At 71.1% G+C, this 20,360-nt stretch carries 18 protein-coding genes and 2 pseudogenes; 15 read left to right on the top strand and 5 right to left on the bottom strand.

Going from position 1 to position 20,360, the window contains the following annotated elements; genetic code table 11:
- Positions 1–90: 90 nt before the first annotated feature.
- The 7 genes from H0S67_RS15455 (at position 91) to H0S67_RS15425 (ending at position 8,717) form a co-directional block, all read left to right on the top strand.
- Positions 91–1,743 carry an amidohydrolase gene (locus H0S67_RS15455; protein ID WP_180933763.1) on the top strand — a complete coding sequence of 551 codons (1,653 nt, stop codon included), beginning with the start codon at positions 91–93 and terminating at the stop codon, positions 1,741–1,743.
- 110 nt (positions 1,744–1,853) lie between these two features.
- The gene (locus H0S67_RS15450) at positions 1,854–3,284 is read left to right on the top strand and encodes a gamma-aminobutyraldehyde dehydrogenase (protein WP_180933762.1); all 1,431 of its coding nucleotides are present in this window, start codon (positions 1,854–1,856) and stop codon (positions 3,282–3,284) included.
- Positions 3,285–3,404: 120 nt separating this feature from the next.
- Positions 3,405–4,613, top strand: a complete 1,209-nt coding sequence (locus tag H0S67_RS15445) for a saccharopine dehydrogenase family protein (RefSeq protein ID WP_180933761.1) — start codon at positions 3,405–3,407, stop codon at positions 4,611–4,613.
- Positions 4,614–4,726: 113 nt separating this feature from the next.
- The gene (locus H0S67_RS15440; RefSeq protein ID WP_180933760.1) at positions 4,727–5,800 is read left to right on the top strand and encodes an ABC transporter ATP-binding protein; all 1,074 of its coding nucleotides are present in this window, start codon (positions 4,727–4,729) and stop codon (positions 5,798–5,800) included.
- Entirely contained in the window at positions 5,797–7,005 is a 1,209-nt protein-coding gene (locus H0S67_RS15435; RefSeq protein WP_180933759.1) for an ABC transporter substrate-binding protein, read from the top strand. The genes H0S67_RS15440 and H0S67_RS15435 overlap by 4 nt, the downstream gene beginning before the upstream one ends.
- A 4-nt stretch (positions 7,006–7,009) precedes the next feature.
- Positions 7,010–7,897 carry an ABC transporter permease gene (locus tag H0S67_RS15430; RefSeq protein WP_246354783.1) on the top strand — a complete coding sequence of 296 codons (888 nt, stop codon included), beginning with the start codon at positions 7,010–7,012 and terminating at the stop codon, positions 7,895–7,897.
- Between the two features lie 7 nt (positions 7,898–7,904).
- Complete coding sequence (locus H0S67_RS15425) at positions 7,905–8,717, top strand: ABC transporter permease (RefSeq protein ID WP_180933758.1); 813 nt, start codon at positions 7,905–7,907, stop codon at positions 8,715–8,717.
- A 23-nt stretch (positions 8,718–8,740) separates the two neighbouring features.
- On the opposite strand, the gene H0S67_RS15420 is transcribed toward H0S67_RS15425, so the two are convergent.
- A complete protein-coding gene (locus tag H0S67_RS15420) occupies positions 8,741–9,649 on the bottom strand; it encodes an aminotransferase class III-fold pyridoxal phosphate-dependent enzyme (RefSeq protein WP_425489822.1) in 909 nt (302 codons plus the stop codon).
- Positions 9,574–9,939 (bottom strand): aminotransferase class III-fold pyridoxal phosphate-dependent enzyme, encoded by a 366-nt coding sequence (locus tag H0S67_RS28315; protein ID WP_425489821.1) that lies wholly within the window; start codon positions 9,937–9,939, stop codon positions 9,574–9,576. The genes H0S67_RS15420 and H0S67_RS28315 overlap by 76 nt, the downstream gene beginning before the upstream one ends.
- 270 nt (positions 9,940–10,209) lie before the next feature.
- Between H0S67_RS28315 and H0S67_RS15415 the strand changes: the two are divergent.
- The 4 genes and pseudogenes from H0S67_RS15415 to H0S67_RS15400 all read left to right on the top strand — a co-directional run bounded on the left by H0S67_RS15415 (position 10,210) and on the right by H0S67_RS15400 (position 14,914).
- Positions 10,210–11,345: pseudogene (locus H0S67_RS15415) on the top strand (1-deoxy-D-xylulose-5-phosphate reductoisomerase).
- On the top strand, positions 11,342–12,691 hold the full coding sequence (locus H0S67_RS15410; protein WP_281368866.1) for a M50 family metallopeptidase: 1,350 nt from the start codon (positions 11,342–11,344) through the stop codon (positions 12,689–12,691). The pseudogene H0S67_RS15415 and the gene H0S67_RS15410 overlap by 4 nt, the downstream one beginning before the upstream one ends.
- A gap of 70 nt (positions 12,692–12,761) precedes the next feature.
- On the top strand, positions 12,762–13,913 hold the full coding sequence (gene ispG, locus H0S67_RS15405) for a flavodoxin-dependent (E)-4-hydroxy-3-methylbut-2-enyl-diphosphate synthase (RefSeq protein WP_180933757.1): 1,152 nt from the start codon (positions 12,762–12,764) through the stop codon (positions 13,911–13,913).
- A gap of 92 nt (positions 13,914–14,005) precedes the next feature.
- On the top strand, positions 14,006–14,914 hold the full coding sequence (locus tag H0S67_RS15400) for a universal stress protein (protein ID WP_180933756.1): 909 nt from the start codon (positions 14,006–14,008) through the stop codon (positions 14,912–14,914).
- On the opposite strand, the gene H0S67_RS15395 is transcribed toward H0S67_RS15400, so the two are convergent.
- Both H0S67_RS15395 and H0S67_RS15390 read right to left on the bottom strand, forming a co-directional pair.
- On the bottom strand, positions 14,903–15,565 hold the full coding sequence (locus H0S67_RS15395) for a sensor histidine kinase (protein WP_180933755.1): 663 nt from the start codon (positions 15,563–15,565) through the stop codon (positions 14,903–14,905). The genes H0S67_RS15400 and H0S67_RS15395 overlap by 12 nt on opposite strands.
- On the bottom strand, positions 15,520–16,533 hold the full coding sequence (locus H0S67_RS15390) for a GAF domain-containing protein (protein ID WP_219635290.1): 1,014 nt from the start codon (positions 16,531–16,533) through the stop codon (positions 15,520–15,522). The genes H0S67_RS15395 and H0S67_RS15390 overlap by 46 nt, the downstream gene beginning before the upstream one ends.
- 116 nt (positions 16,534–16,649) lie before the next feature.
- On the opposite strand from H0S67_RS15390, the pseudogene H0S67_RS28310 reads away from it, so the two are divergent.
- The 4 genes and pseudogenes from H0S67_RS28310 to H0S67_RS15375 all read left to right on the top strand — a co-directional run.
- Positions 16,650–17,044, top strand: a pseudogene (locus H0S67_RS28310) (DUF4081 domain-containing protein); the annotation flags it as partial.
- Positions 17,045–17,095: 51 nt separating this feature from the next.
- Positions 17,096–17,494: a GNAT family N-acetyltransferase gene (locus H0S67_RS15385; protein WP_425489940.1), complete on the top strand. Its 399-nt coding sequence runs from the start codon at positions 17,096–17,098 to the stop codon at positions 17,492–17,494.
- Between the two features lie 61 nt (positions 17,495–17,555).
- The gene (acpA, locus tag H0S67_RS15380; RefSeq protein ID WP_219635289.1) at positions 17,556–19,208 is read left to right on the top strand and encodes an acid phosphatase; all 1,653 of its coding nucleotides are present in this window, start codon (positions 17,556–17,558) and stop codon (positions 19,206–19,208) included.
- A gap of 108 nt (positions 19,209–19,316) precedes the next feature.
- A complete protein-coding gene (locus tag H0S67_RS15375; RefSeq protein ID WP_180933753.1) occupies positions 19,317–19,682 on the top strand; it encodes a DoxX family protein in 366 nt (121 codons plus the stop codon).
- 4 nt (positions 19,683–19,686) lie between these two features.
- Here the strand turns inward: H0S67_RS15375 and H0S67_RS15370 are convergent, their stop codons facing one another.
- Positions 19,687–20,166: a hypothetical protein gene (locus H0S67_RS15370; protein WP_180933752.1), complete on the bottom strand. Its 480-nt coding sequence runs from the start codon at positions 20,164–20,166 to the stop codon at positions 19,687–19,689.
- Positions 20,167–20,360 lie beyond the last annotated feature (194 nt).

The raw sequence follows: 20,360 nt of genomic DNA, 5'->3' as shown, positions 1-20,360 counted from the left end.
GTGGTCAATTGGGCTGAGAAGTGCGGAATCCGAAGCGAAATGCCCACTTGCGGGGTGACCTGAGGGGCCGGTCCTGTTTGAATGGCGCGCATGCCGACGGTGGTGCTGCGCAACGGAGCGGTCTTCGACGGTCACGCGTACGCCGGGCCCGGAGCGGTCGTCGTGCGCGACGGCCGGGTGCTGGCGGTGCTGACCGGGGACGACCTCGACGACCTCGACCGCACCTGGCCGGCCGGCACGACCGGCGCCACCCACGTGGACCTGCAGGGTGGCCTGGTCGCCCCGGGCTTCGTGGACGCCCACGTCCACACCGTCCAGGGCGGTCTGGAGCGGGTCCGGTGCGACCTCTCCGAGGGACGCACGCGGGAGGACTACCTGCACCGGGTCGCCTCCTACGCACGGGAGCACCCGGACCTGCCCTGGATCCTCGGCGGCGGGTGGGCGATGGCGGCGTTCCCCGGTGGCATCCCGACCGCGGCCGACCTCGACGCCGTCGTCCCGGACCGGCCGGTCTTCCTGCCCAACCGCGACCACCACGGGGCCTGGGTCAACACCCGTGCCCTCGAGATCGCCGGCGTCGACGCGCACACGCCCAACCCGCCGCACGGCCGGTTCGAGCGCGACGCGGACGGCCGCCCCTCCGGCACCCTCCACGAGGCGGCCATGCACGCGGTCGCCCGGCACCTCCCGGAGACCGGCGACGAGGAGTACTACGCCGCGCTCCTGGCCGGCCAGGCCTACCTGCACTCGGTCGGGGTCACGGGCTGGCAGGACGCGATCATCGGCAGCTACGCCGGGATGGACGACCCCGGCCCGACGTACCTGCGGGCCGCTCTCGCCGGCGACCTCACCGCGCACGTGGTGGGCGCCCTGTGGTGGGACCGGGACCGGGGTGTCGAGCAGGTCGCCGAGCTCGTCTCCCGTCGGGCCGAGCTCACCCGCGGCCGCTTCCGGGCCACCAGCGTGAAGATCATGCAGGACGGCGTGGCGGAGAACGGCACCGCGGCCCTGATCGCGCCGTACCTCGACCGCTGCGGCCACGCCACCTCCAACACCGGCCTCTCGTTCGTCGACCCCGCCGCGCTGGGGGAGTACGTCGCCGCGCTGGCCGAAGCGGACTTCCAGGTGCACGTGCACGCGATCGGGGACCGCGGCGTGCGGGAGGCGCTGGATGCCTTCGAGTCCGCGGCGGCCGGCGACGGGCGGGACCTCCGCCACCACGTCGCCCACCTCCAGGTCGTCCACCCCGAGGACGTACGACGGTTCGCGGGCCTCGGCGTGGCCGCGAACATGCAGGCGCTGTGGGCGTGCCTGGACGACCAGATGACCGAGCTGACCCTGCCCGTGCTGGGCGAGGAGCGCGCCGGCTGGCAGTACCCGTTCGGCGACCTGCACCGGGCCGGCGCCCGGCTCGTCGCCGGCAGCGACTGGCCGGTCAGCACGCCCGACCCGCTCGCCGCCCTCCACGTCGCGGTCAACCGCACGGCGTACGACGAACCCGGGCCGGCCGGCGAGGTCCCGTTCCTCCCCGGACAGGCGCTCGACCTCGCGACCGCGTTCGCGGCGTACACCTCGGGCTCGGCGTGGGTGAACCACCGCGACGACGCCGGGGTGCTGGCCCCCGGGGCCGTGGCCGACCTCGTGGTCCTCGACCGGGACCCGTTCGCGGGTGAGGTCGGCGAGATCGGCGCGGCCGGGGTCGTGTCGACGTGGGTCGACGGAGTGCCGGTCTTCGAAGCGTGAGTAGCCCACAATGACGAAATCCGTCCCTGGAGGGCATGCGCCCCTACAGATTCCGTTGCGGGATGGCTAGGCTCACGACCACCGCTGACAAGACCCGGAGGGCCGGACACATGGCTGACAAGACGTTCCGCAACGTCATCAACGGCGAGCTCGTCGACGCAGCGTCGGGGGAGACCTACGACGTGATCGACCCGACCACGGGGGAGGTGTACGCCACCGCCCCGATGTCGGGTGCCGAGGACGTGGACCGGGCCTACCGGGCGGCCGAGGCCGCCTTCGAGACCTGGGGCGAGACGACGCCCAGCGAGCGCCAGCAGGCGCTGCTGAAGATCGCGGACGCCCTCGAGAAGCGGTCGCGGGAGTTCGTCGACGTGGAGTCGAAGGACACCGGCAAGCCGATCGGCTTCACGATCGACGAGGAGCTGCCCCCGGCGATCGACCAGATCCGCTTCTTCGCCGGCGCGGCCCGCGTGCTCGAGGGTCGCAGCGCGGGTGAGTACCTCAAGGACCACACCTCGTTCATCCGACGCGAGCCGATCGGTGTCGTCGGTCAGGTGACCCCCTGGAACTACCCCCTGATGATGATGGTCTGGAAGATCGCGCCGGCGCTCGCGGCGGGCAACAGCATCGTGCTCAAGCCGTCCGACACCACCCCCGCGTCGTCGACGCTGCTGGCCGAGCTCGCCCAGGAGTTCCTCCCGCCGGGCGTGCTCAACGTGGTGACGGGCGACCGCAGCACGGGCCGCGCCGTGGTCGAGCACCCCATACCCCAGCTGGTCGCGATCACCGGGTCGGTGCGTGCGGGCATGGAGGTCGCGGGCTCCGCCGCCGCGCAGCTCAAGCGCGCGCACCTCGAGCTCGGCGGCAAGGCTCCCGTGATCGTCTTCGACGACGCCGACATCGAGGCCGCGGCCGAGGGCATCGCCGGTGCCGGCTACTTCAACGCCGGGCAGGACTGCACCGCGGCCACCCGGGTGCTGGCCGGCCCCGGTGTCCACGACGACTTCGTGGCGGCGCTGACCGAGCAGGCGAAGGGGTCGAAGGCGGGCATGCCCGACGACGAGGACGTCGCGTTCGGTCCCCTCAACAACGCCAACCAGCTCGAGCGGGTCAGCGGCATGGTCGACCGGCTGCCCGACCACGCGCGGGTCGAGGCCGGCGGTCGGCGGCAGGGCGAGTCCGGCTACTTCTACGAGGCGACGGTGCTCTCGGGGCTCCGGCAGGACGACGAGCAGATCCAGAACGAGATCTTCGGCCCGGTCATCACCGTGCAGAAGTTCAGCGACGAGGCCGAGGCGCTGCGCTGGGCCAACGGCGTGGAGTACGGCCTGGCCTCCTCGGTGTGGACCAAGGACCACGGCCGCGCGATGCGGATGGCCAAGCACCTCGACTTCGGGGCGGTGTGGATCAACACCCACATCCCGATCGTCGCGGAGATGCCGCACGGTGGCTTCAAGCACTCCGGCTACGGCAAGGACCTGTCCATGTACGGGCTCGAGGACTACACCCGCATCAAGCACGTCATGTCCTACATCGGCTGAGCGCCGCGATATCGGCACGCTGCCTGCGTTGTCGGCACTCGACGACCCGCTTCCCTCAAAGGTCGCCTTCGCTCCTCCGCCTTGCCATCCACCATGTTTGACGACGTCTAAGGAAACGACATGAGGATCCTGCTGGTCGGCGCCGGAGGCGTCGGCGCGGCCTTCGCCGCCATCGCGTCGCGTCGCGACTTCTTCGAGACCATCGTGGTTGCCGACTACGACCCGGTGCGCGCCGAGAAGGCGGCAGCTGCTGACGACCGGTACGTCGCCGCGCAGGTCGACGCCTCGTCCGCGGAGTCGATCTCGGCGCTGTGCCGGGAGCACGCGATCACCCACGTGATGAACGCGGTCGACCCGGTGTTCAACATGTCGATCTTCGGCGGAGCGTTCGAGGCGGGCGCCGACTACCTCGACATGGCGATGTCGCTGTCGAAGCCGCACCCGGAGGCGCCGTACGAGAAGACGGGGGTGAAGCTCGGCGACGAGCAGTTCGCCGTCGCCTCGCGATGGGAATCGGCCGGTCGCCTCACCCTGGTGGGGATCGGCGTCGAGCCCGGCCTCTCCGACGTCTTCGCGCGGTACGCCGCCGACCACCTCTTCAGCGAGATCGACGAGCTCGGCACCCGCGACGGCGCCAACCTGGTCGTCACCGACGACGAGGGCAACGAGATCTTCGCGCCGTCGTTCTCGATGTGGACCACGATCGAGGAGTGCCTCAACCCGCCTGTGGTCTGGCAGGACGGTGAGTGGCACACGACGGCGCCGTTCTCCGAGCCGGAGGTCTTCGACTTCCCCGAGGGCATCGGGCCCGTCGAGTGCGTCAACGTCGAGCACGAGGAGGTGCTCCTCATGCCGCGCTGGGTCGACTGCAAGCGGGCCACCTTCAAGTACGGCCTCGGCGACGAGTTCATCAACATCCTCAAGGTGCTGCACACCCTCGGCCTCGACCGCACCGACAAGGTCCGGGTCAAGGGTGTCGAGGTGTCGCCCCGCGACGTGGTCGCGGCGGTGCTGCCCGACCCGGCCACCGTCGGGCCCCGGATGAGGGGCAAGACCTGTGCGGGTCTCTGGGTCACCGGCAAGGACAAGGACGGCGCGCCGCGCTCGACGTACCTCTACCACGTGGTCGACAACGAGTGGACGATGCAGGAGTACGGCCACCAGTGCGTGGTGTGGCAGACCGCCATCAACCCCGTGGTCGCGCTGGAGCTGCTCGCCGCTGGCACCTGGAAGGGCGCCGGGGTGCTCGGTCCCGAGGCCTTCGACGCGGTGCCGTTCCTGGACCTGCTCACCGAGTACGGCAGTCCCTGGGGGCAGCAGGAGCTCTGATCCGCGAGCTTTCTGTGCTATTCCGCGTCTCAGGTCGATAACAACTGCGAAAACCGTTGTTTCGCCCATGTTTGACGATGGAAGTCGCAGGTCGTGAACGCTACCGTTCAGCCATGTCGACGGCGATCGCGCTCCGCGGGCTCAGCAAGCACTTCGATGAGGTGCGCGCCGTGGACGACCTCGACCTCGAGATCGCGGACGGCGAGTTCTTCTCGATGCTCGGCCCCTCCGGGTCCGGCAAGACCACCGTCCTGCGGCTGATCGCCGGCTTCGAGCAGCCGACCAGCGGCACGATCACGCTGGACGGCGAGGACGTCAGCAGCCGGCCGCCGTTCGCGCGCGACGTCAACACCGTCTTCCAGGACTACGCGATCTTCCCGCACATGAGCGTGCGGCAGAACGTCGAGTACGGCCTGCGCGTCAAGAAGGTGCCCCGAGCGGACCGGCGCCGCCGGGCCGAGGAGGCGCTGGCGACGGTCCGCCTCGAGGGGTACGGCGAGCGCCGGCCCAACCAGCTCTCCGGGGGCCAGCGGCAGCGCGTCGCGCTGGCCCGCGCCCTGGTCAACCGGCCCAAGGTGCTCCTGCTCGACGAGCCGCTGGGTGCCCTCGACCTGAAGCTCCGCCGTGAGATGCAGATCGAGCTCAAGGAGATCCAGCGCGACGTCGGCATCACCTTCGTGTTCGTGACCCACGACCAGGAGGAGGCGCTGACCATGAGCGACCGGATCGCGGTGTTCAACGAGGGGCGCATCGAGCAGCTGGCCACCCCCGTCGAGCTCTACGAGGCCCCCGCCAGCGCCTTCGTGGCCGGCTTCGTCGGCACGTCCAACCTGCTCGCCGGGGACGTGGCGCGCAGCCTCGTGGGCGCCGAGGGGACCTTCGTCATCCGCCCCGAGAAGGTCGCGATGAGCGCGCCCGAGGCCGCTCCGCCCGCCGGGCCGTCGACGTGCGTCGCGCGGGGTGTCGTGCGCGAGGTGGTCTACCTCGGCGCCACCACCCACTCCGTCGTGCACCTCGACGCCGGCGTGACCCTGACGGTGTCGCACCAGAACACCGACCGGTCCATCGACGCCGCGCTCGAGCGTCGTGACCAGCCCGTCGTGCTCACCTGGCAGCGCGACCACCTGGTGTCCCTGGGCGGGCCAGGCCCCGACCCGGTGGCGTCCCCTGAGGAGGAGACAGCATGAAGAAGATCAGCTCCAGACGGCTCACGGTCCTGGCGGGCGTCGCCCTCCTGGCCCTGGTCTCGGGATGTGGCACCAGCTCGGGTGGCGGCTCCAGCACCAGCAGCAAGGGCTTCACGGCGCCGGACCTGCCGATGAAGAAGTCGATCGGCGCCATGGAGGGCCAGGTCAACATCCTGGCGTGGCCGGGCTATGCCGAGGACGGCAGCAACGACCCGAAGGTCGACTGGGTGACCCCCTTCGAGAAGGACACCGGCTGCCAGGCGAACGTGAAGTACTTCAACACCTCGGACGAGGCCGTCAAGCTCATGCAGACCGGCCAGTACGACGTGGTGTCGGCCTCGGGCGACGCCTCGCTGCGCCTGATCGCCTCGGGCGACGCGGCTCCCGTCAACACCGCCCTGCTGAAGAACTACGGGGACATCGAGTCCTTCCTCAAGAACCGCGACTGGAACTCCGTGGACGGGCAGATGTACGGCGTGCCCCACGGCTGGGGCGCCAACCTGCTCGCCTACAACACCAAGGTGGTCAAGCCGGCTCCGACCAGCTGGGGCGCGGTCTTCGGGGACGCCTCGAAGTACGACGGCAAGGTGACGGCGTACGACTCGCCGATCTACATCGCGGACGCCGCGCTGTACCTGATGAAGCACCAGCCGGACCTCGGCATCAAGAATCCCTACGCCCTCGACCAGGACCAGCTGCAGGCAGCGGTCGACCTGCTCAAGGAGCAGCGCAAGTCCGTCTCGGAGTACTGGTCGGATTACCTCACGGAGGTGCAGGCGTTCACCACCGGCGACTCGGTGATCGGCACGGCCTGGCAGTACAACGCGCTCACGGCCGCGGCCGAGGGTGCGCCCATCAAGACGGTCTTCCCGGAGGAGACCGCCACCGGGTGGTCGGACACCTGGATGATCAATCCGAACTCACCGCACTCCAACTGCGGCTACGCCTGGATGGACTACATCACCAGTCCGCAGGCGCAGGCCCAGGTCGCGGAGTACTTCGGTGAGGCGCCGGCCAACACCAAGGCGTGCGCGCTGACGAGTGACAAGACCTTCTGCGACCAGTACCACGCCCAGGACAAGGCCTACTCCGACAAGATCTGGTACTGGACCACGCCCATCTCCCAGTGCCTGGACGGTCGCACCGACGTGAGGTGCACCGACTACGGCGACTGGACCACGGCCTGGACCGAGATCAAGGGCTGAGCCGTTGACGGACACAGAGGCGCCGCGGCGCGGGACCTCCAGGGTCTCGCGCCTGGCGCGCCGCAGGGGGGTCACGACGGGCCTGCTGCTCACGCCGCCGATGCTCTGGCTCGGCGTGGCCTACCTCGGCGCGCTCGCCGCGTTGCTGGTCACGTCGCTGTGGACCCAGGACGACTTCACCGGCCAGATCCAGCGGACCTGGACCCTGCAGAACTTCCGCGACCTCTTCACCATCGACGTCTACCGCACCATCACGGTCCGCACCCTGTCGATCGCGGCGCTGGTGACCGTGATCGATGCGATCCTGGCGTTCCCGATCGCGCTCTACATGGCCAAGGTCGCCTCGCCGAGGGTGCAACGGCTGCTGGTGATCGCGGTGCTGATGCCGCTGTGGGCGTCGTACCTGGTCAAGGCCTACGCCTGGCGGGGCATGTTCTCCGAGGGCGGGCTGATCTCGTGGCTCGCCGCGCCGTTCGGGCTGAACACCCCGGGGTACGGGCTGGTCGCCACCACGATCGTGCTCGCCTACCTGTGGCTGCCCTTCATGATCCTGCCCGTGTTCGCGGGGCTGCAGCGGTTGCCCGACTCGCTGCTCGAGGCCTCCGCCGACCTCGGCGCGCACTCGTGGACGACGCTGCGCCGGGTGGTGCTGCCGATGGCGTTCCCGGCGCTGGTGGCCGGCTCCATCTTCACGTTCTCGCTGTCGATGGGGGACTACATCGCGGTCCGGATCGTCGGTGGGACGGGGCAGCTGATCGGCACCGTCGTCTACAGCAACATCGGCGCCGCGAACAACCTGCCGTTCGCGGCGGCCGTGGCGACGGTGCCGGTCGCCGTGATGCTGCTCTACCTCGCCGTGGTACGCCGCACCGGCGCACTGGAGAACCTGTGAGGCGCCGATGAGCCTGTCCCGCGGGCTGCGCGCCGCGCTCCTCGCCATCACCGTCCTGGTGCTGGTGGTCGTCTACACGCCCTTGGCGCTGGTCGTGCTGAACTCGTTCAACGTCGACCGCACCTTCGCGTGGCCGCCGAAGGACTTCACGACGCACTGGTGGGACGCGGCGATCCACAGCACGGGCGCCCGGTCGGCGCTGTGGACCAGCGTCGAGGTCGCGCTCGCGGCGACGGCCGTCGCGCTGGTGCTCGGCACGCTCGCCGGGCTGGCCCTGCGAAAGACCCGCTTCTTCGGCCGCAACGTCGTCTCGCTGGTGATCCTGCTGCCGATCGCCCTGCCCGGCATCGTCACCGGCATCGCGCTCAGCAACGCCTTCACGACGGTGCTGGGGGTGGAGCTGAGCCTGTTCACGATCATCATCGCGCACGCGACGTTCTGCATCGTCACGGTCTTCAACAACGTCCAGGCCCGGCTGCAGCGGCTCGGAGGCAACATGGAGCAGGCGTCGATGGACCTCGGCGCCGGGCCGCTCACGACGTTCCGGCTCGTCACCTTCCCGATGCTCCGCTCGGCCCTGCTGGCCGGGGCGCTGCTGTCCTTCGGGTTGTCCTTCGACGAGATCGTCGTCACGACCTTCACGGCGAGCCCTCGGGACCAGACGCTGCCGCTCTGGATCTTCCAGAACCTCTTCCGGCCCAACCAGGGACCGGTCGTCAACGTCGTGGCGGCGGTCCTCGTGCTCTTCTCGGTGATCCCGATCTACCTCGCCCAGCGCCTGTCCGGCAGCACCGCCGAAGGCCTCACGGGCGCCCGCTGACGCCGAGTCGGCGGGCCGTCGGGTCAGGCGGTGGCCCGGAACGCCTCGGACACCACGTCGAACGCCTCGCCGAGCAGCTCGTCGGAGATCGCGAGCGGGGGGAGGAAGCGGAAGACGTTGCCCCACGTGCCGCAGGTGAGGGTGACGACCCCGTGGGCGTGGCAGTACGCCGACACCGCCGCGGTGCGGACCGGGTCGGGCAGCGTGGTGCCCGGCTCGCAGAGCTCGATCGCCATCATCGCGCCGCGGCCGCGCAGGTCGCCGATCACGGAGTGCTCCGCGGCCAGCGCGGTCAGGCGCTCATGCATGATCGCGCCGATCTGCCGGGCCCGGCCGGCGAGGTCGTGGGTCCGCATCTCCTCCAGGGCACCGAGGGCAGCGGCGCACGCGACCGGGTTCCCGCCGTACGTGCCGCCGAGCCCGCCAACGTGGACGGAGTCCATCAGGTCGGCACGCCCGGTGACGGCGGCCAGCGGCAGGCCGCCGGCGATGCCCTTCGCGGTGGTCACCAGGTCGGGCACCACGCCCTCGTGCTCGGAGGCGAACCAGTCACCCGTACGGCAGAAGCCGGACTGGATCTCGTCGGCGATGTAGACCACGTCGTTGCGCGCGCACCACTCCGCCAGCGCCGGCAGGAACCCGGGAGCGGGGACCACGAAGCCGCCCTCGCCCTGGATCGGCTCGATGACGACGCAGGCGAGGTTGTCCGCGCCGACCTGCTTCTCGATCACGTCGATCGCCCGGGCCGCGGCCTCCTCGCCGGACAGGCCGTCCCGGAAGGGGTAGGACATGGGCGCGCGGTAGACCTCGCCCGCGAACGGGCCGAAGCCGTGCTTGTAGGGCATGTTCTTGGCGGTCATCGCCATCGTGAGGTTGGTGCGCCCGTGGTAGGCGTGGTCGAAGACCGCCACCGCGTCCCGGCCGGTGGCCACCCGGGCGATCTTGACGGCGTTCTCGACGGCCTCGGCGCGGAGTTGAACAGCGCCGACTTCTTCGCGCGGTCGCCCGGCGTCAGCTCGGCGAGCGCCGCGCACACGTCGACGTAGCCGTCGTACGGCGTGACCATGAAGCAGGTGTGGGTGAACGCCGCGACCTGCTCCTGCACGCGCGAGACCACGCCGGGAGCGGCGTTCCCGACACTGGTCACGGCGATGCCCGACCCGAGGTCGATCAGCGAGTTGCCGTCGACGTCCACGAGCACCCCGCCGCCGGCGGCCGTCACGAAGACCGGCAGGGTGGTGCCGACGCCGTCCGCGACGTGCTGCCTCTTGCGCTCGAGGCGCTCCCGCGAGCCGGGTCCGGAATCTCGGTGACCAGCCGCCGCTCCTGGGGGAGCGTGGGGCCGCCGGTCAGGGTCGCGACAGTGGATTCGGTCATGCTCGCAGCCTATTGCCTTCGGTTCCCGTTGTGCAGGGGGCCGGTAGCCACGGTTTCCTCGATCGGTTCGACGGGTCGCGTCCCGGCAGCGGGGACAGCCCCGGGATGCGCGAGGATGGCCCGCGTGAGCAAGCCACGCGACGTCGTCGTCCTCGGGTCCACCGGCTCGATCGGCACCCAGGCCCTGGACCTGGTGCGCGCCAACCCCGACCGGTTCCGGGTGGTGGGACTGACCGCGGGCGGCAGCAACCCCGACCTCTTCGAGCGGCAGGTCGCGGAGTTCGCTCCCGCGTTCCACGGGCTCGGTGAGGAGGCCAGCGTCGAGGCGGCGGCCCGCGGGTGCGACGTCGTGCTCAACGGCATCACCGGTGCCGTGGGCCTGCGCCCCACCCTGGCCGCCCTCGACGCGGCAACACGCTCGCGCTGGCCAACAAGGAGTCGCTCATCATGGGTGGCCCGCTCGTCCTCGAGCGCGCCGGGGCCGGCCAGCTCGTGCCCGTCGACTCCGAGCACTCCGCGCTGGCCCAGTGCCTGCGCGGCGGCACCCCCGCGGAGGTACGCCGGCTGGTGCTGACCGCGAGCGGCGGACCGTTCCGTGGACGCACCCGCGAGGAGCTCGCCGGCGTCACCCCGGAGCAGGCGATGAACCACCCGACGTGGGACATGGGTCCGGTCATCACGATCAACTCCGCGACCCTGGTCAACAAGGGCCTCGAGGTCATCGAGGCGCACCTGCTCTTCGGCATCCCCTTCGACCGGATCGAGGTGGTGGTGCACCCCACGAGCGTCGTCCACTCGATGGTGGAGTTCGTCGACGGCTCGACGCTCGTCCAGGCCAGCCCCCCGACGATGCTGATCCCGATCGCTCTGGGGCTGAGCTGGCCCCACCGGGTGCCCGACGCGGCGCCGGCGGTGGACTGGACCCGGCCCGAGACGTGGGAGTTCTTCCCCCTCGACGACGAGGCGTTCCCCGCGGTCGCGCTGGCCCGTCGGGCGGGGGAGACCGGGGCCACGGCGCCGGCGGTCTACAACGCCGCCAACGAGGTCTGCGTCGAGGCGTTCCGGTCCGGGCGGCTCGAGTTCAACGACATCGTCCCCACGGTTTCCCACGTGCTGGGGCTGCACGACGTACCCTCGGAGCAGCGGCCCGAGGGCGGACTCACCGTCGATGACGTCCTCGCCGCCGACGCGTGGGCCCGTGCCGCGGCCTCGCGCGTGATCGACGGCTCTGCTTGTGAAGGTGGCGAATGACTGCCCTGTTCTACCTGCTCGGCGTGGTGATCTTCGCGGTCGCCATCCTGGCCTCCATCGGCCTGCACGAGCTCGGCCACATGATCCCGGCGAAGAAGTTCGGCGGGAAGGTCACGCAGTACTTCATCGGCTTCGGCCCCACCGTGTGGAGCAAGAAGGTCGGGGAGACGGAGTACGGCGTCAAGGCGATCCCGCTCGGCGGCTACGTCAAGATCGTCGGCATGCTGCCGCCGGGTGCCGAGCAGCTGGCCGACGAGGTCACCACCGACGACGAGGGCAACCAGGTTGTCCGGGTGCGCAAGTCCAACACCGGCATGTTCACCCAGCTCATCTCCGACGCCCGTGCCGCGGAGTGGGAGACGATCCGGCCTGAGGACTCCGACCGGCTCTTCTACAAGATGGTCTGGTGGAAGAAGGTCATCGTGATGGCCGGCGGCCCTACGGTGAACCTCCTGATCGCGTTCGGGATCTTCCTCGCCGTCTTCTCCACCTACGGCAACCCCAGCGACCTGCGGATCTCCCCGGTCGTCGACCGGGTCGAGGGCTGTGTCGTCCCCGCGGCCCAGGACGGTCGCGTCTGCAGAGCGAGTGACCCGGTCAGCCCCGCGGTCAAGGCGGGCCTGGAGAAGGGCGACCGGATCGTCGCCTTCAACGGCACCCGGATCACCGACTGGAAGCAGCTGCAGGACCTGATCCGCGGCAACGCCGCCGGCACCGCGAGCATCACCGTCCAGCGCGCCGGGGCCACCAAGGTCCTCACCACCAACACGATGGTCACCCCGCGGCCCACCTCGGCGACCGACAAGACGCTGGAGCCCGTCGGCTTCCTGGGCTTCACTCCCGCCTCGGAGTTCGTCAGCGGCGGCCCCGTCTACACGCTCGAGCAGATGGGCATCATGACCGGCACCACGGTGAAGGCGCTCGGGACGCTGCCGGTGAAGGTGTGGGGCGTGGCGGAGGCGATCGCGGGCGTGAAGGCGCGCGACCCGCTGGGTCCGGTGAGCATCGTCGGGGGCGGCCGGATCGCGGGTGAGACGGTCTCCAAGCAGGGCTTCCCGCTGGTCGACAAGGCCGTCTTCCTGCTGATGCTCATCGCCGGCTTCAACTTCTTCATCGGCATGTTCAACTTCCTGCCGCTGCTGCCGCTCGACGGCGGTCACATCGCCGGCGCGCTGTGGGAGGCTGTCCGGCGCTCGTTCGCCCGGATGCGGGGCCGCCCCGACCCCGGGTACGTCGACGTGGCCAAGCTGCTGCCGATCGCGTACGGCGTCGCGGCGTGCCTGCTGGTGATGGGCGTGGTGCTGATCGTGGGCGACCTCGTCGTGCCGGTCCACCTTCCGTCCTGACAGCACGTCCCGGCACGGGGCCGGCGCTCTCGGTGGTGGAGCGTGGCGGGTGCACCAGTAACCTGAAGCCATGACCGAGATCAGCCTGGGCATGCCCGCCGCACCGCCGCCGGTGCTCGCCCCCCGCCGTCCGACCCGCCAGATCAAGGTCGGCAAGGTCGGGGTCGGCAGCGAGTCGCCGATCTCGGTCCAGTCGATGACGACGACGCTGACCTCCGACGTGAACTCGACCCTGCAGCAGATCGCCGAGCTGACCGCGTCGGGCTGCGACATCGTGCGGGTCGCGTGCCCCAGCCAGGACGACGCCGAGGCGCTCCCCGAGATCGCGCAGCACTCGCAGATCCCGGTCATCGCCGACATCCACTTCCAGCCCAAGTACGTCTTCGCCGCCATCGACGCCGGCTGCGCGGCGGTGCGGGTCAACCCGGGCAACATCCGCCAGTTCGACGACCAGGTCAAGGAGATCGCGGCCGCCGCCAAGGACCGCGGCACCAGCATCCGCATCGGCGTGAACGCCGGGTCGCTCGACAAGCGCCTGCTGGAGAAGTACGGCAAGGCCACGCCGGAGGCCCTCGTCGAGTCGGCGGTCTGGGAGGCGGGCCTCTTCGAGGAGCACGACTTCCACGACTTCAAGATCTCGGTCAAGCACAACGACCCGGTCGTGATGGTGCGGGCCTACGAGATGCTCGCCGAGCGCGGCGACTGGCCGCTGCACCTCGGTGTCACCGAGGCAGGCCCCGCGTTCCAGGGCACGATCAAGTCCGCGACCGCCTTCGGGGCCCTGCTGAGCAAGGGCATCGGCGACACCATCCGGGTCTCGCTCTCAGCCCCGCCGGTCGAGGAGGTGAAGGTCGGCCTCCAGATCCTGGAGTCGCTGAACCTGCGTCCCCGCCGCCTCGAGATCGTCTCCTGCCCGTCGTGCGGGCGTGCCCAGGTCGACGTCTACAAGCTCGCCGACGAGGTGACCGCGGGCCTCGACGGTCTCGAGGTGCCCCTGCGCGTCGCCGTCATGGGCTGCGTCGTCAACGGCCCGGGCGAGGCGCGCGAAGCCGACCTCGGCGTGGCGTCGGGCAACGGCAAGGGCCAGATCTTCGTCAAGGGCGAGGTCATCAAGACCGTGCCGGAGTCGAAGATCGTCGAGACCCTGATCGAGGAGGCCATGCGCATCGCCGAGGGCATGGAGTCCGTCGACGGCGCGGGCGCCCAGGTCACCATCTCCTGACCAGCCGCCGAGCGCGGCGCAGGGCCTTTGGTCCGCCGCGCAGGTGTCGTACGCCGCTGCCCGCCCGGAGCGGCACCCCGGACGCTGGGGACATGAAGGACGAGGTCCCGGCCGGCGCGGTCACCGTCGGCGTCGACGACTCCGACGACTGTCGGGTGGCGCTGCGCTGGGCGGCGCACCAGGCCCAGCTCGAGCAACGCCCGCTGTGCATCGTCCACGCCTACGACCCCCACCCCGTCGTCTACTCCGGCTGGGGCGCGACGTTCCCCGGCCTCGACCTCGGCGACGCGTTGGACAAGGCGGCCGAGGAGGTGCTGCACAAGGCACGGCACCTGGTCCGCGAGCAGGCTCCGGACCTGCCGGTGACGCTGGTGTGGAGCACCCTGGACGCACGCGAGGCCCTGGCGGAGTCGGCGCGCACCGCCGCCCTGCTGGTGGTGGCCTCGCGGGGCCGCGGCCGGATGGCCCACCTGCTCGTGGGCTCGGTGGGGCAGTGGGTGGCGCAGCACGCGCAGTGCCCGGTGGTCGTGGTGCGCGGGGAGATCGACCCCGCCGGCGAGACGGTCGACCACCGATGGGTCGTGGCGGGCAGCGACGGCACGCCGGCGTCGGAGGCCGCGCTCGAGTTCGCCTTCGCCCAGGCCGACCAGCGCCGTGCCCGGCTGACCGTGGTGCACTGCCTGCCGGTCGAGGTGGGTGGCCTGCACCGTACGCACGAGGGGCCCGTCGCGGAGCGCACCCCCGAGCGTGAGGCGCTGGAGGAGACGGTGGCCAAGCTGGCGACCGAGCATCCGGACGTCCGCGTCGAGGTCGACCTGCGGCGTGGGTCCGCGGCCGGCTACCTCACGCACGTCTCGGACGGCGCCGGCCTGGTCGTCGTGGGCAGCAAACCGCGGCACGGTCCCGGTCCCTGGGGCCTCGGGGGAGTACGCCGGGCGGTGGTCGAGCACGCGAGGTGCAGCGTGGCCGTGGTGCCGGGACACCCGGGCTCAGACGACTGAAGCGCTCCAGGTGAGCCGCGTCCCCGGGGCGGCGTCCTCGATGGTCAGCGCGCCGGAACGCTGCTCGGCGCGGAGCCGGATGTTGTCCAGGCCGCTGCGTCGCCCGGTGTCCCCGAGACCGGCCCCGTTGTCGGTCACGCTGACCGTCATCCGGCCGGTCGTGCCCGTCACGGTCACCTGCGCCCTGCTGGCAGAGGCGTGCCGGGCGACGTTGGTGAGGCCCTCGCGGACCACCGCGGCGACGTCGGCGGTGAGCTCGGGGTCGCTGAGGATGTCCACCGGCCCGTTGAAGCCGACCTCGGGGGAGAAGCCGAGCAGCGGCGTCACCTCGGTGACCACCTCCATGACCGCCGTTCGCAGCTCTCCGCTGAAGCGCTGCGGGGTGAGCTGGAAGATCGACGAGCGGATCTGCCGGATGGCCTCGTCGACCCGCGCCACGACGTCCTCCAGCTGGTCGGCGCGTCGCTCGTCGAGCCCCGCGGCGACACCCTGGATGCCCATGCCCGCAGCGAAGAGCTGCTGGATCACGTGGTCGTGCAGGTCCCGGGCGATCCTCGCGCGGTCCTCGAGCAGCAGCATGCGCTGCTGGTCGCGTCGGGCCTCCATCAGCTCCAGCGCGATCGAGGCGTGGTTGGCGAAGGAGGACGCCATCTCCACGTCCTCCGTGGTGAACCGCGCTCGCCCGCGCACCGGCCCACGACCAGGACTCCTCGGGTGGTCGCGGCCCCCACCAGCGGCAGGACCATGACGGGGCCCACGGGCACGACCGAGGACAGGTAGAGCGCGCGCCGCCCCCCGGGGAGCTGGTCGCGGGTGACGTCCATGACGACCGGCTGCCCGCTCGTGAGGACCTGCTCGCTGACGGTGTTCTCGATCGCGTAGGTCGACGACATCAGCTCCTCGCTGGACACGCCGACCGCCGCCGGCACGGTCAGCGTGTGCTTGTCCGGGGTCGGCTGCACGACTGTCACGATGTCGGCGTCCGAGAGGTCCCGCACGCTCCGTCCGATCATCTCGAGCATGTCGCTGGGAGTGCCGGTCAGCATCTGGAGCGTCGTGTCCATGGAGGCCTGGAGCCAGGTCTGGCGCCGTCTCGCCGTGTCGTACAGCCGGGCGTTCTGGATCGCGTTCCCGGCTGTGGCGGCGAGGGAGGACACGAGCTCCTCGTCAGCGGCGTCGAAGCCACGAGGGTCCAGGGTCGCGAGGTAGAGGTTGCCGAACACCTCCTCCCGGACCCTGATCGGAACACCGATGAACCCCCTCATCGGGGGGTGGCCCTCCGGGAAGCCGGCGGAGCGCGGGTCGTCCCTCAGGTCCTCGAGCCGGATCGGTCGCGGGTCCTCGATCAGGGCTCCGAGCAGGCCCTTGCCCTCGGGGAGGTGGCCGATCCTCGCGACGTCGTCGGGGTCCATTCCGACGTGGATGAACTGCTCGAGCCCGGAGGCGTCGGGTGCGACCACACCGAGGGCGCCGTACGGCGCGCCGACCAGCTCGCAGGCGGCCTCCACGACGCGCAGCAGCACGGTCTGGAGGTCGAGGACGCCGATGATGGTGCCCTGGGCGCGCAGCAGCCCTCGCAGCCTCGAGGCTGCCTCGTCCTCGACCTGGGCACCCTCCACGCGACGAGGGTACCGGGATGGTGACGCGCACCACGTCCACTCGGGCGACACGATCATCGCGCGCCGCGGCGTACGAGCGGCTCCCGGCCGGGCCCCGGGCCGCGTAGGCTCCCCTCGTGCTCACGACCCGCCACGGGGTGCGCCCCTTGGGGCCGCCGGACCTCGACGCGTTCTTGGCGCTCGCCGGCCGCGACGCCGTCGTGAACGTCTTCGTCGACTACCGGGCGCGGACCACCACTCTCGAGCCGCGCTGGCTGGGTGGCGAGGTGTGGGGGCGCTTCGAGGACGGCGAGCTCGTGGCCGCCTGCCACGTCGGGGCCAACCTGGTGCCGGTGCAGGCGAGCGTCGACGACGCCCGCGCCTTCGCGGAGCGGGCCCTCACCGCGGTCGGACCGTCTCCACCATCGTGGGCCCCCAGGAGGCCGTGCAGGCGTTCTGGAACTCCGTCTCCCGCGGCTGGGGGACCCCGCGGGAGATCCGCTGGAACCAGCCGCACCTGGCGATCTCCACGACTCCTCAGGTCACGCCCGACCCGCTGGTCCGGCGGACGACCCGCCAGGACATGGACGAGCTCTACCCGGCGTGCGTGGCGATGTACACCGAGGAGGTCGGGATCTCGCCCGAGTACGGCGGGGGAGCCGAGCTCTACCGGGCCCGCGTGACCCAGCTGGTCAACCGTGGCTGGTCGTTCGCCCGCTTCGACGAGGGCCGGCTCGTCTTCAAGGCCGAGGTGGCCTGCTCGTCGCCGTACGCCGCGCAGGTGCAGGGCGTGTGGGTGCCCGAGGACCGGCGGGGAGAGGGACTCGCGGCGGCCGGGATGGCCGCGGTCGTGGACCTGGTGCGGCGGGAGGTCGCCCCGGTGGTCTCGCTCTACGTCAACGACTGGAACGCGCCCGCGCGACGGGCCTACGAGAAGGTCGGCTTCCGCGAGACGGCACGTTTCGCCACCGTCATGTTCTGAATTCACCGCGGGTTCACCCGTTGACCAGCTGCCGGTCCCGCGGGCCGTGGTTGATGTGCCCATGACCCTCACTCGGAGCAACAGGATCGCCCTCGGGGCGATGGCCGGTGCGGCCGCGGTGCTCAGCACCGCGGCGCTCGGCACCCTCGGCGGCGCAGCGACCGCCGCCGCCTCGCAGCCCACCGCCTCCACGGCCGCGCAGCAGAGCCCTCACGGGGCGGGCACGACCCTCCCGGGCGGCTACAAGCACCTCGTCGTGATCTACGAGGAGAACCACTCCTTCGACAACCTCTACGGCACCTGGGGCAAGGTCCACGGCCAGTCCGTGGACGGGCTGGCGCAGGCGACGACTGCGCAGAGGACACAGGTCGCGCAGGACGGGACGGCGTACGGCTGTCTCCCGCAGGACGACGTCAACCTGACCTCGCCGCCGCTGGGCGACACCTGCCAGGACTCGGCCCACGGCATCTCGGCCAGCCACTTCACGAACAAGCCGTTCCGGATCGACGACTACATCAAGCCGGAGGACAGGACCTGCCCCGCCGAGGGCGTCTACGCGCCGAACGGGGTGCTCGAGGACTCCGACGGCGCACAGCCCGGCGGCTGCACCCGCGACCTCGTGCACCGCTTCTACCAGGAGCAGTACCAGATCGACGGGGGCAAGCAGGACCGCTACACGACCGGCTCGGACGCGGTGGGCCTGACGCAGGGCGGCTACGCCACCCGGCAGCTGCCGATCTACCGGTACCTGCACGGCAGGAACGCGCCGCACTACGTCCTGGCGGACCACTTCTTCCAGGCAGCCTTCGGTGGCTCGTTCCTCAACCACCAGTTCCTCATCGCCGCCCGCGCCCCGCTCGACACCAGCAACGGGGCAGACGGCGCCAAGAACTCCGTGGTGGACACCAACGGGATGCCGACCAGCTACCCGCAGTACCAGGCCACCGGCTCGGTGACCGACGGGCAGCTGACGCAGAAGTGCGCCTCCGACCCGGCGCTGGACGACCCGTTGCACGCGTGCGGCGACTACGCGATCAACACCATCCAGCCGGCCAGCGCCCCGCACGGCTCGGGCGCCCAGCTGCCGTTGATCGACGACGCGGAGTACCCCAACATCGGCGACCGCCTCACCGAGGCCGGCGTCAGCTGGAAGTGGTACTCCGGCGGCTGGGACGACGCCGAGGCCGGCCACCCCGGGCCGCTGTTCCAGTACCACCACCAGCCCTTCAACTACTTCGCGGACTACGCGCCCGGCCAGCCCGGCCGCAAGCACCTCGAGGACGAGTCGACGTTCTTCTCCGCCGCGAAGGACGGCCACCTGCCGGCCGTGTCGTTCGTGAAGCCCTACGGCGCCGAGAACGAGCACCCCGGCTACGCCAGCGAGCCGAACGGGTCGGACCACCTCGTCCACCTGCTCAAGACGATCAGCCACGGCCCGCAGGCCGACAAGACGCTCGTCGTCGTGACCTACGACGAGTTCGGCGGCCAGTGGGACCACGTCTCGCCGCCGAAGGTGGACGCCTGGGGCCCCGGAACCCGGATCCCGGCGCTGGTGCTCTCGACCTCGCTGAAGCACTCGGCGGTCGACCACACGACGTACGACACGACGTCGATCCTGTCCACCATCGAGAAGAGCTACGGACTGGCCCCGCTCTCGACGCGGGACGCGGCGGCGCACAGCCTCGCCCGGGCGGTTGCGGCCGGCAGCAAGTGAGCCGCTGAGCCCGAGCAGCAGCACGGCAGTACGAACGGTGGGGCCGGTCCGCGGACCGGCCCCACCGTGCTGCTGCCGTGTTTCCGGGCGAGGGCTAGGTTGGCGCCCGTGAGCATCTCGCGAGGCACCCGTGTCCTGGCCGGCATCTTCGCCGTCAGTGGCGTCGTCCACCTGGTGCGCCCGCGGTTCTACGAACCGCTGATGCCGGCGTGGGTCCCCGCCCACAGGGAGGTCATCGTGGCCAGCGGCGTCGCCGAGCTGGCCTGCGCGGCCGGGCTGCTGGTGCCCCCGACGCGGCGTGTGGCAGGACTGGCCAGCGCCGCCCTGCTGGTCGGCGTCTTCCCCGGGAACCTCAAGATGGCCGCCGATGCCGCGGGCACCGACCGCACTGCGTTCAAGGCCGCGGCGTTCGCCCGGCTGCCGCTCCAGTGGCCGATGATCCGGGCCGCGCTGGGCGCCGCCCGCCGTTCCTGACCGGCTAGAGCTGCGGGACCGGCCGCAGCCGGGAGGCCCGCTCGCAGTCGGCGACCACGCACCGCACGGTGGCGGACCTCGCGGAGCCGTTGGTGTCGAGCAGCAGGGCCTTTGCGGACTCCCAGTCCACGGCGCCGAACCAGCCGGCGGTCCGGTAGTGCGCCAGCAGCCGGCCGCGGGTGCTGCGCAGGAACACGTCCCGCGGTCCGAGGCCGTCGGTCAGGATCGGGATCGAGGCCAGGCGGCCACCGCCGGGTCCGAAGGCCTGGACCCGCTCCCGGCAGGACTTCCACAGCGTCCTTCTCGGCGCCGAGAGGCGCGAGACCACGCTGCACCCGTCGAGGTACGGGTCCTTGGTGAACACGGCCAGCCGGTCGGCGCGAATGTCGGCGTTGTACCCGGCCCGGTCGCTGATCCGCCTGGTGGCGTCCGTGCGCGAGCTCCACCAGAACGTCCGGTCCGGGCCGGAGCTGCCGAGGACCATGCGGCGGGCGTCGAGTCGAGGATGGTCACCGAGCCGCGGAAGCGGCGCGTCGCCTGGCGGTGGCCGTCGGTCGCGCTCCACACCCGCAGGTTCGTGTGGGCGCCCGTGCGTGCGGAGGCCAGGCCGATCTGCGTGCCGTCCCGCGAGAGCACCATGTCGAAGACCGGGATGCCCTGGAGGAGGGGAGTGCGCTG

This window comes from Nocardioides ungokensis (genome assembly GCF_013466985.1).
Classification (GTDB): Bacteria; Actinomycetota; Actinomycetes; order Propionibacteriales; family Nocardioidaceae; genus Nocardioides; species Nocardioides ungokensis.
This window is presented reverse-complemented; position numbering and strand designations above follow the sequence as displayed.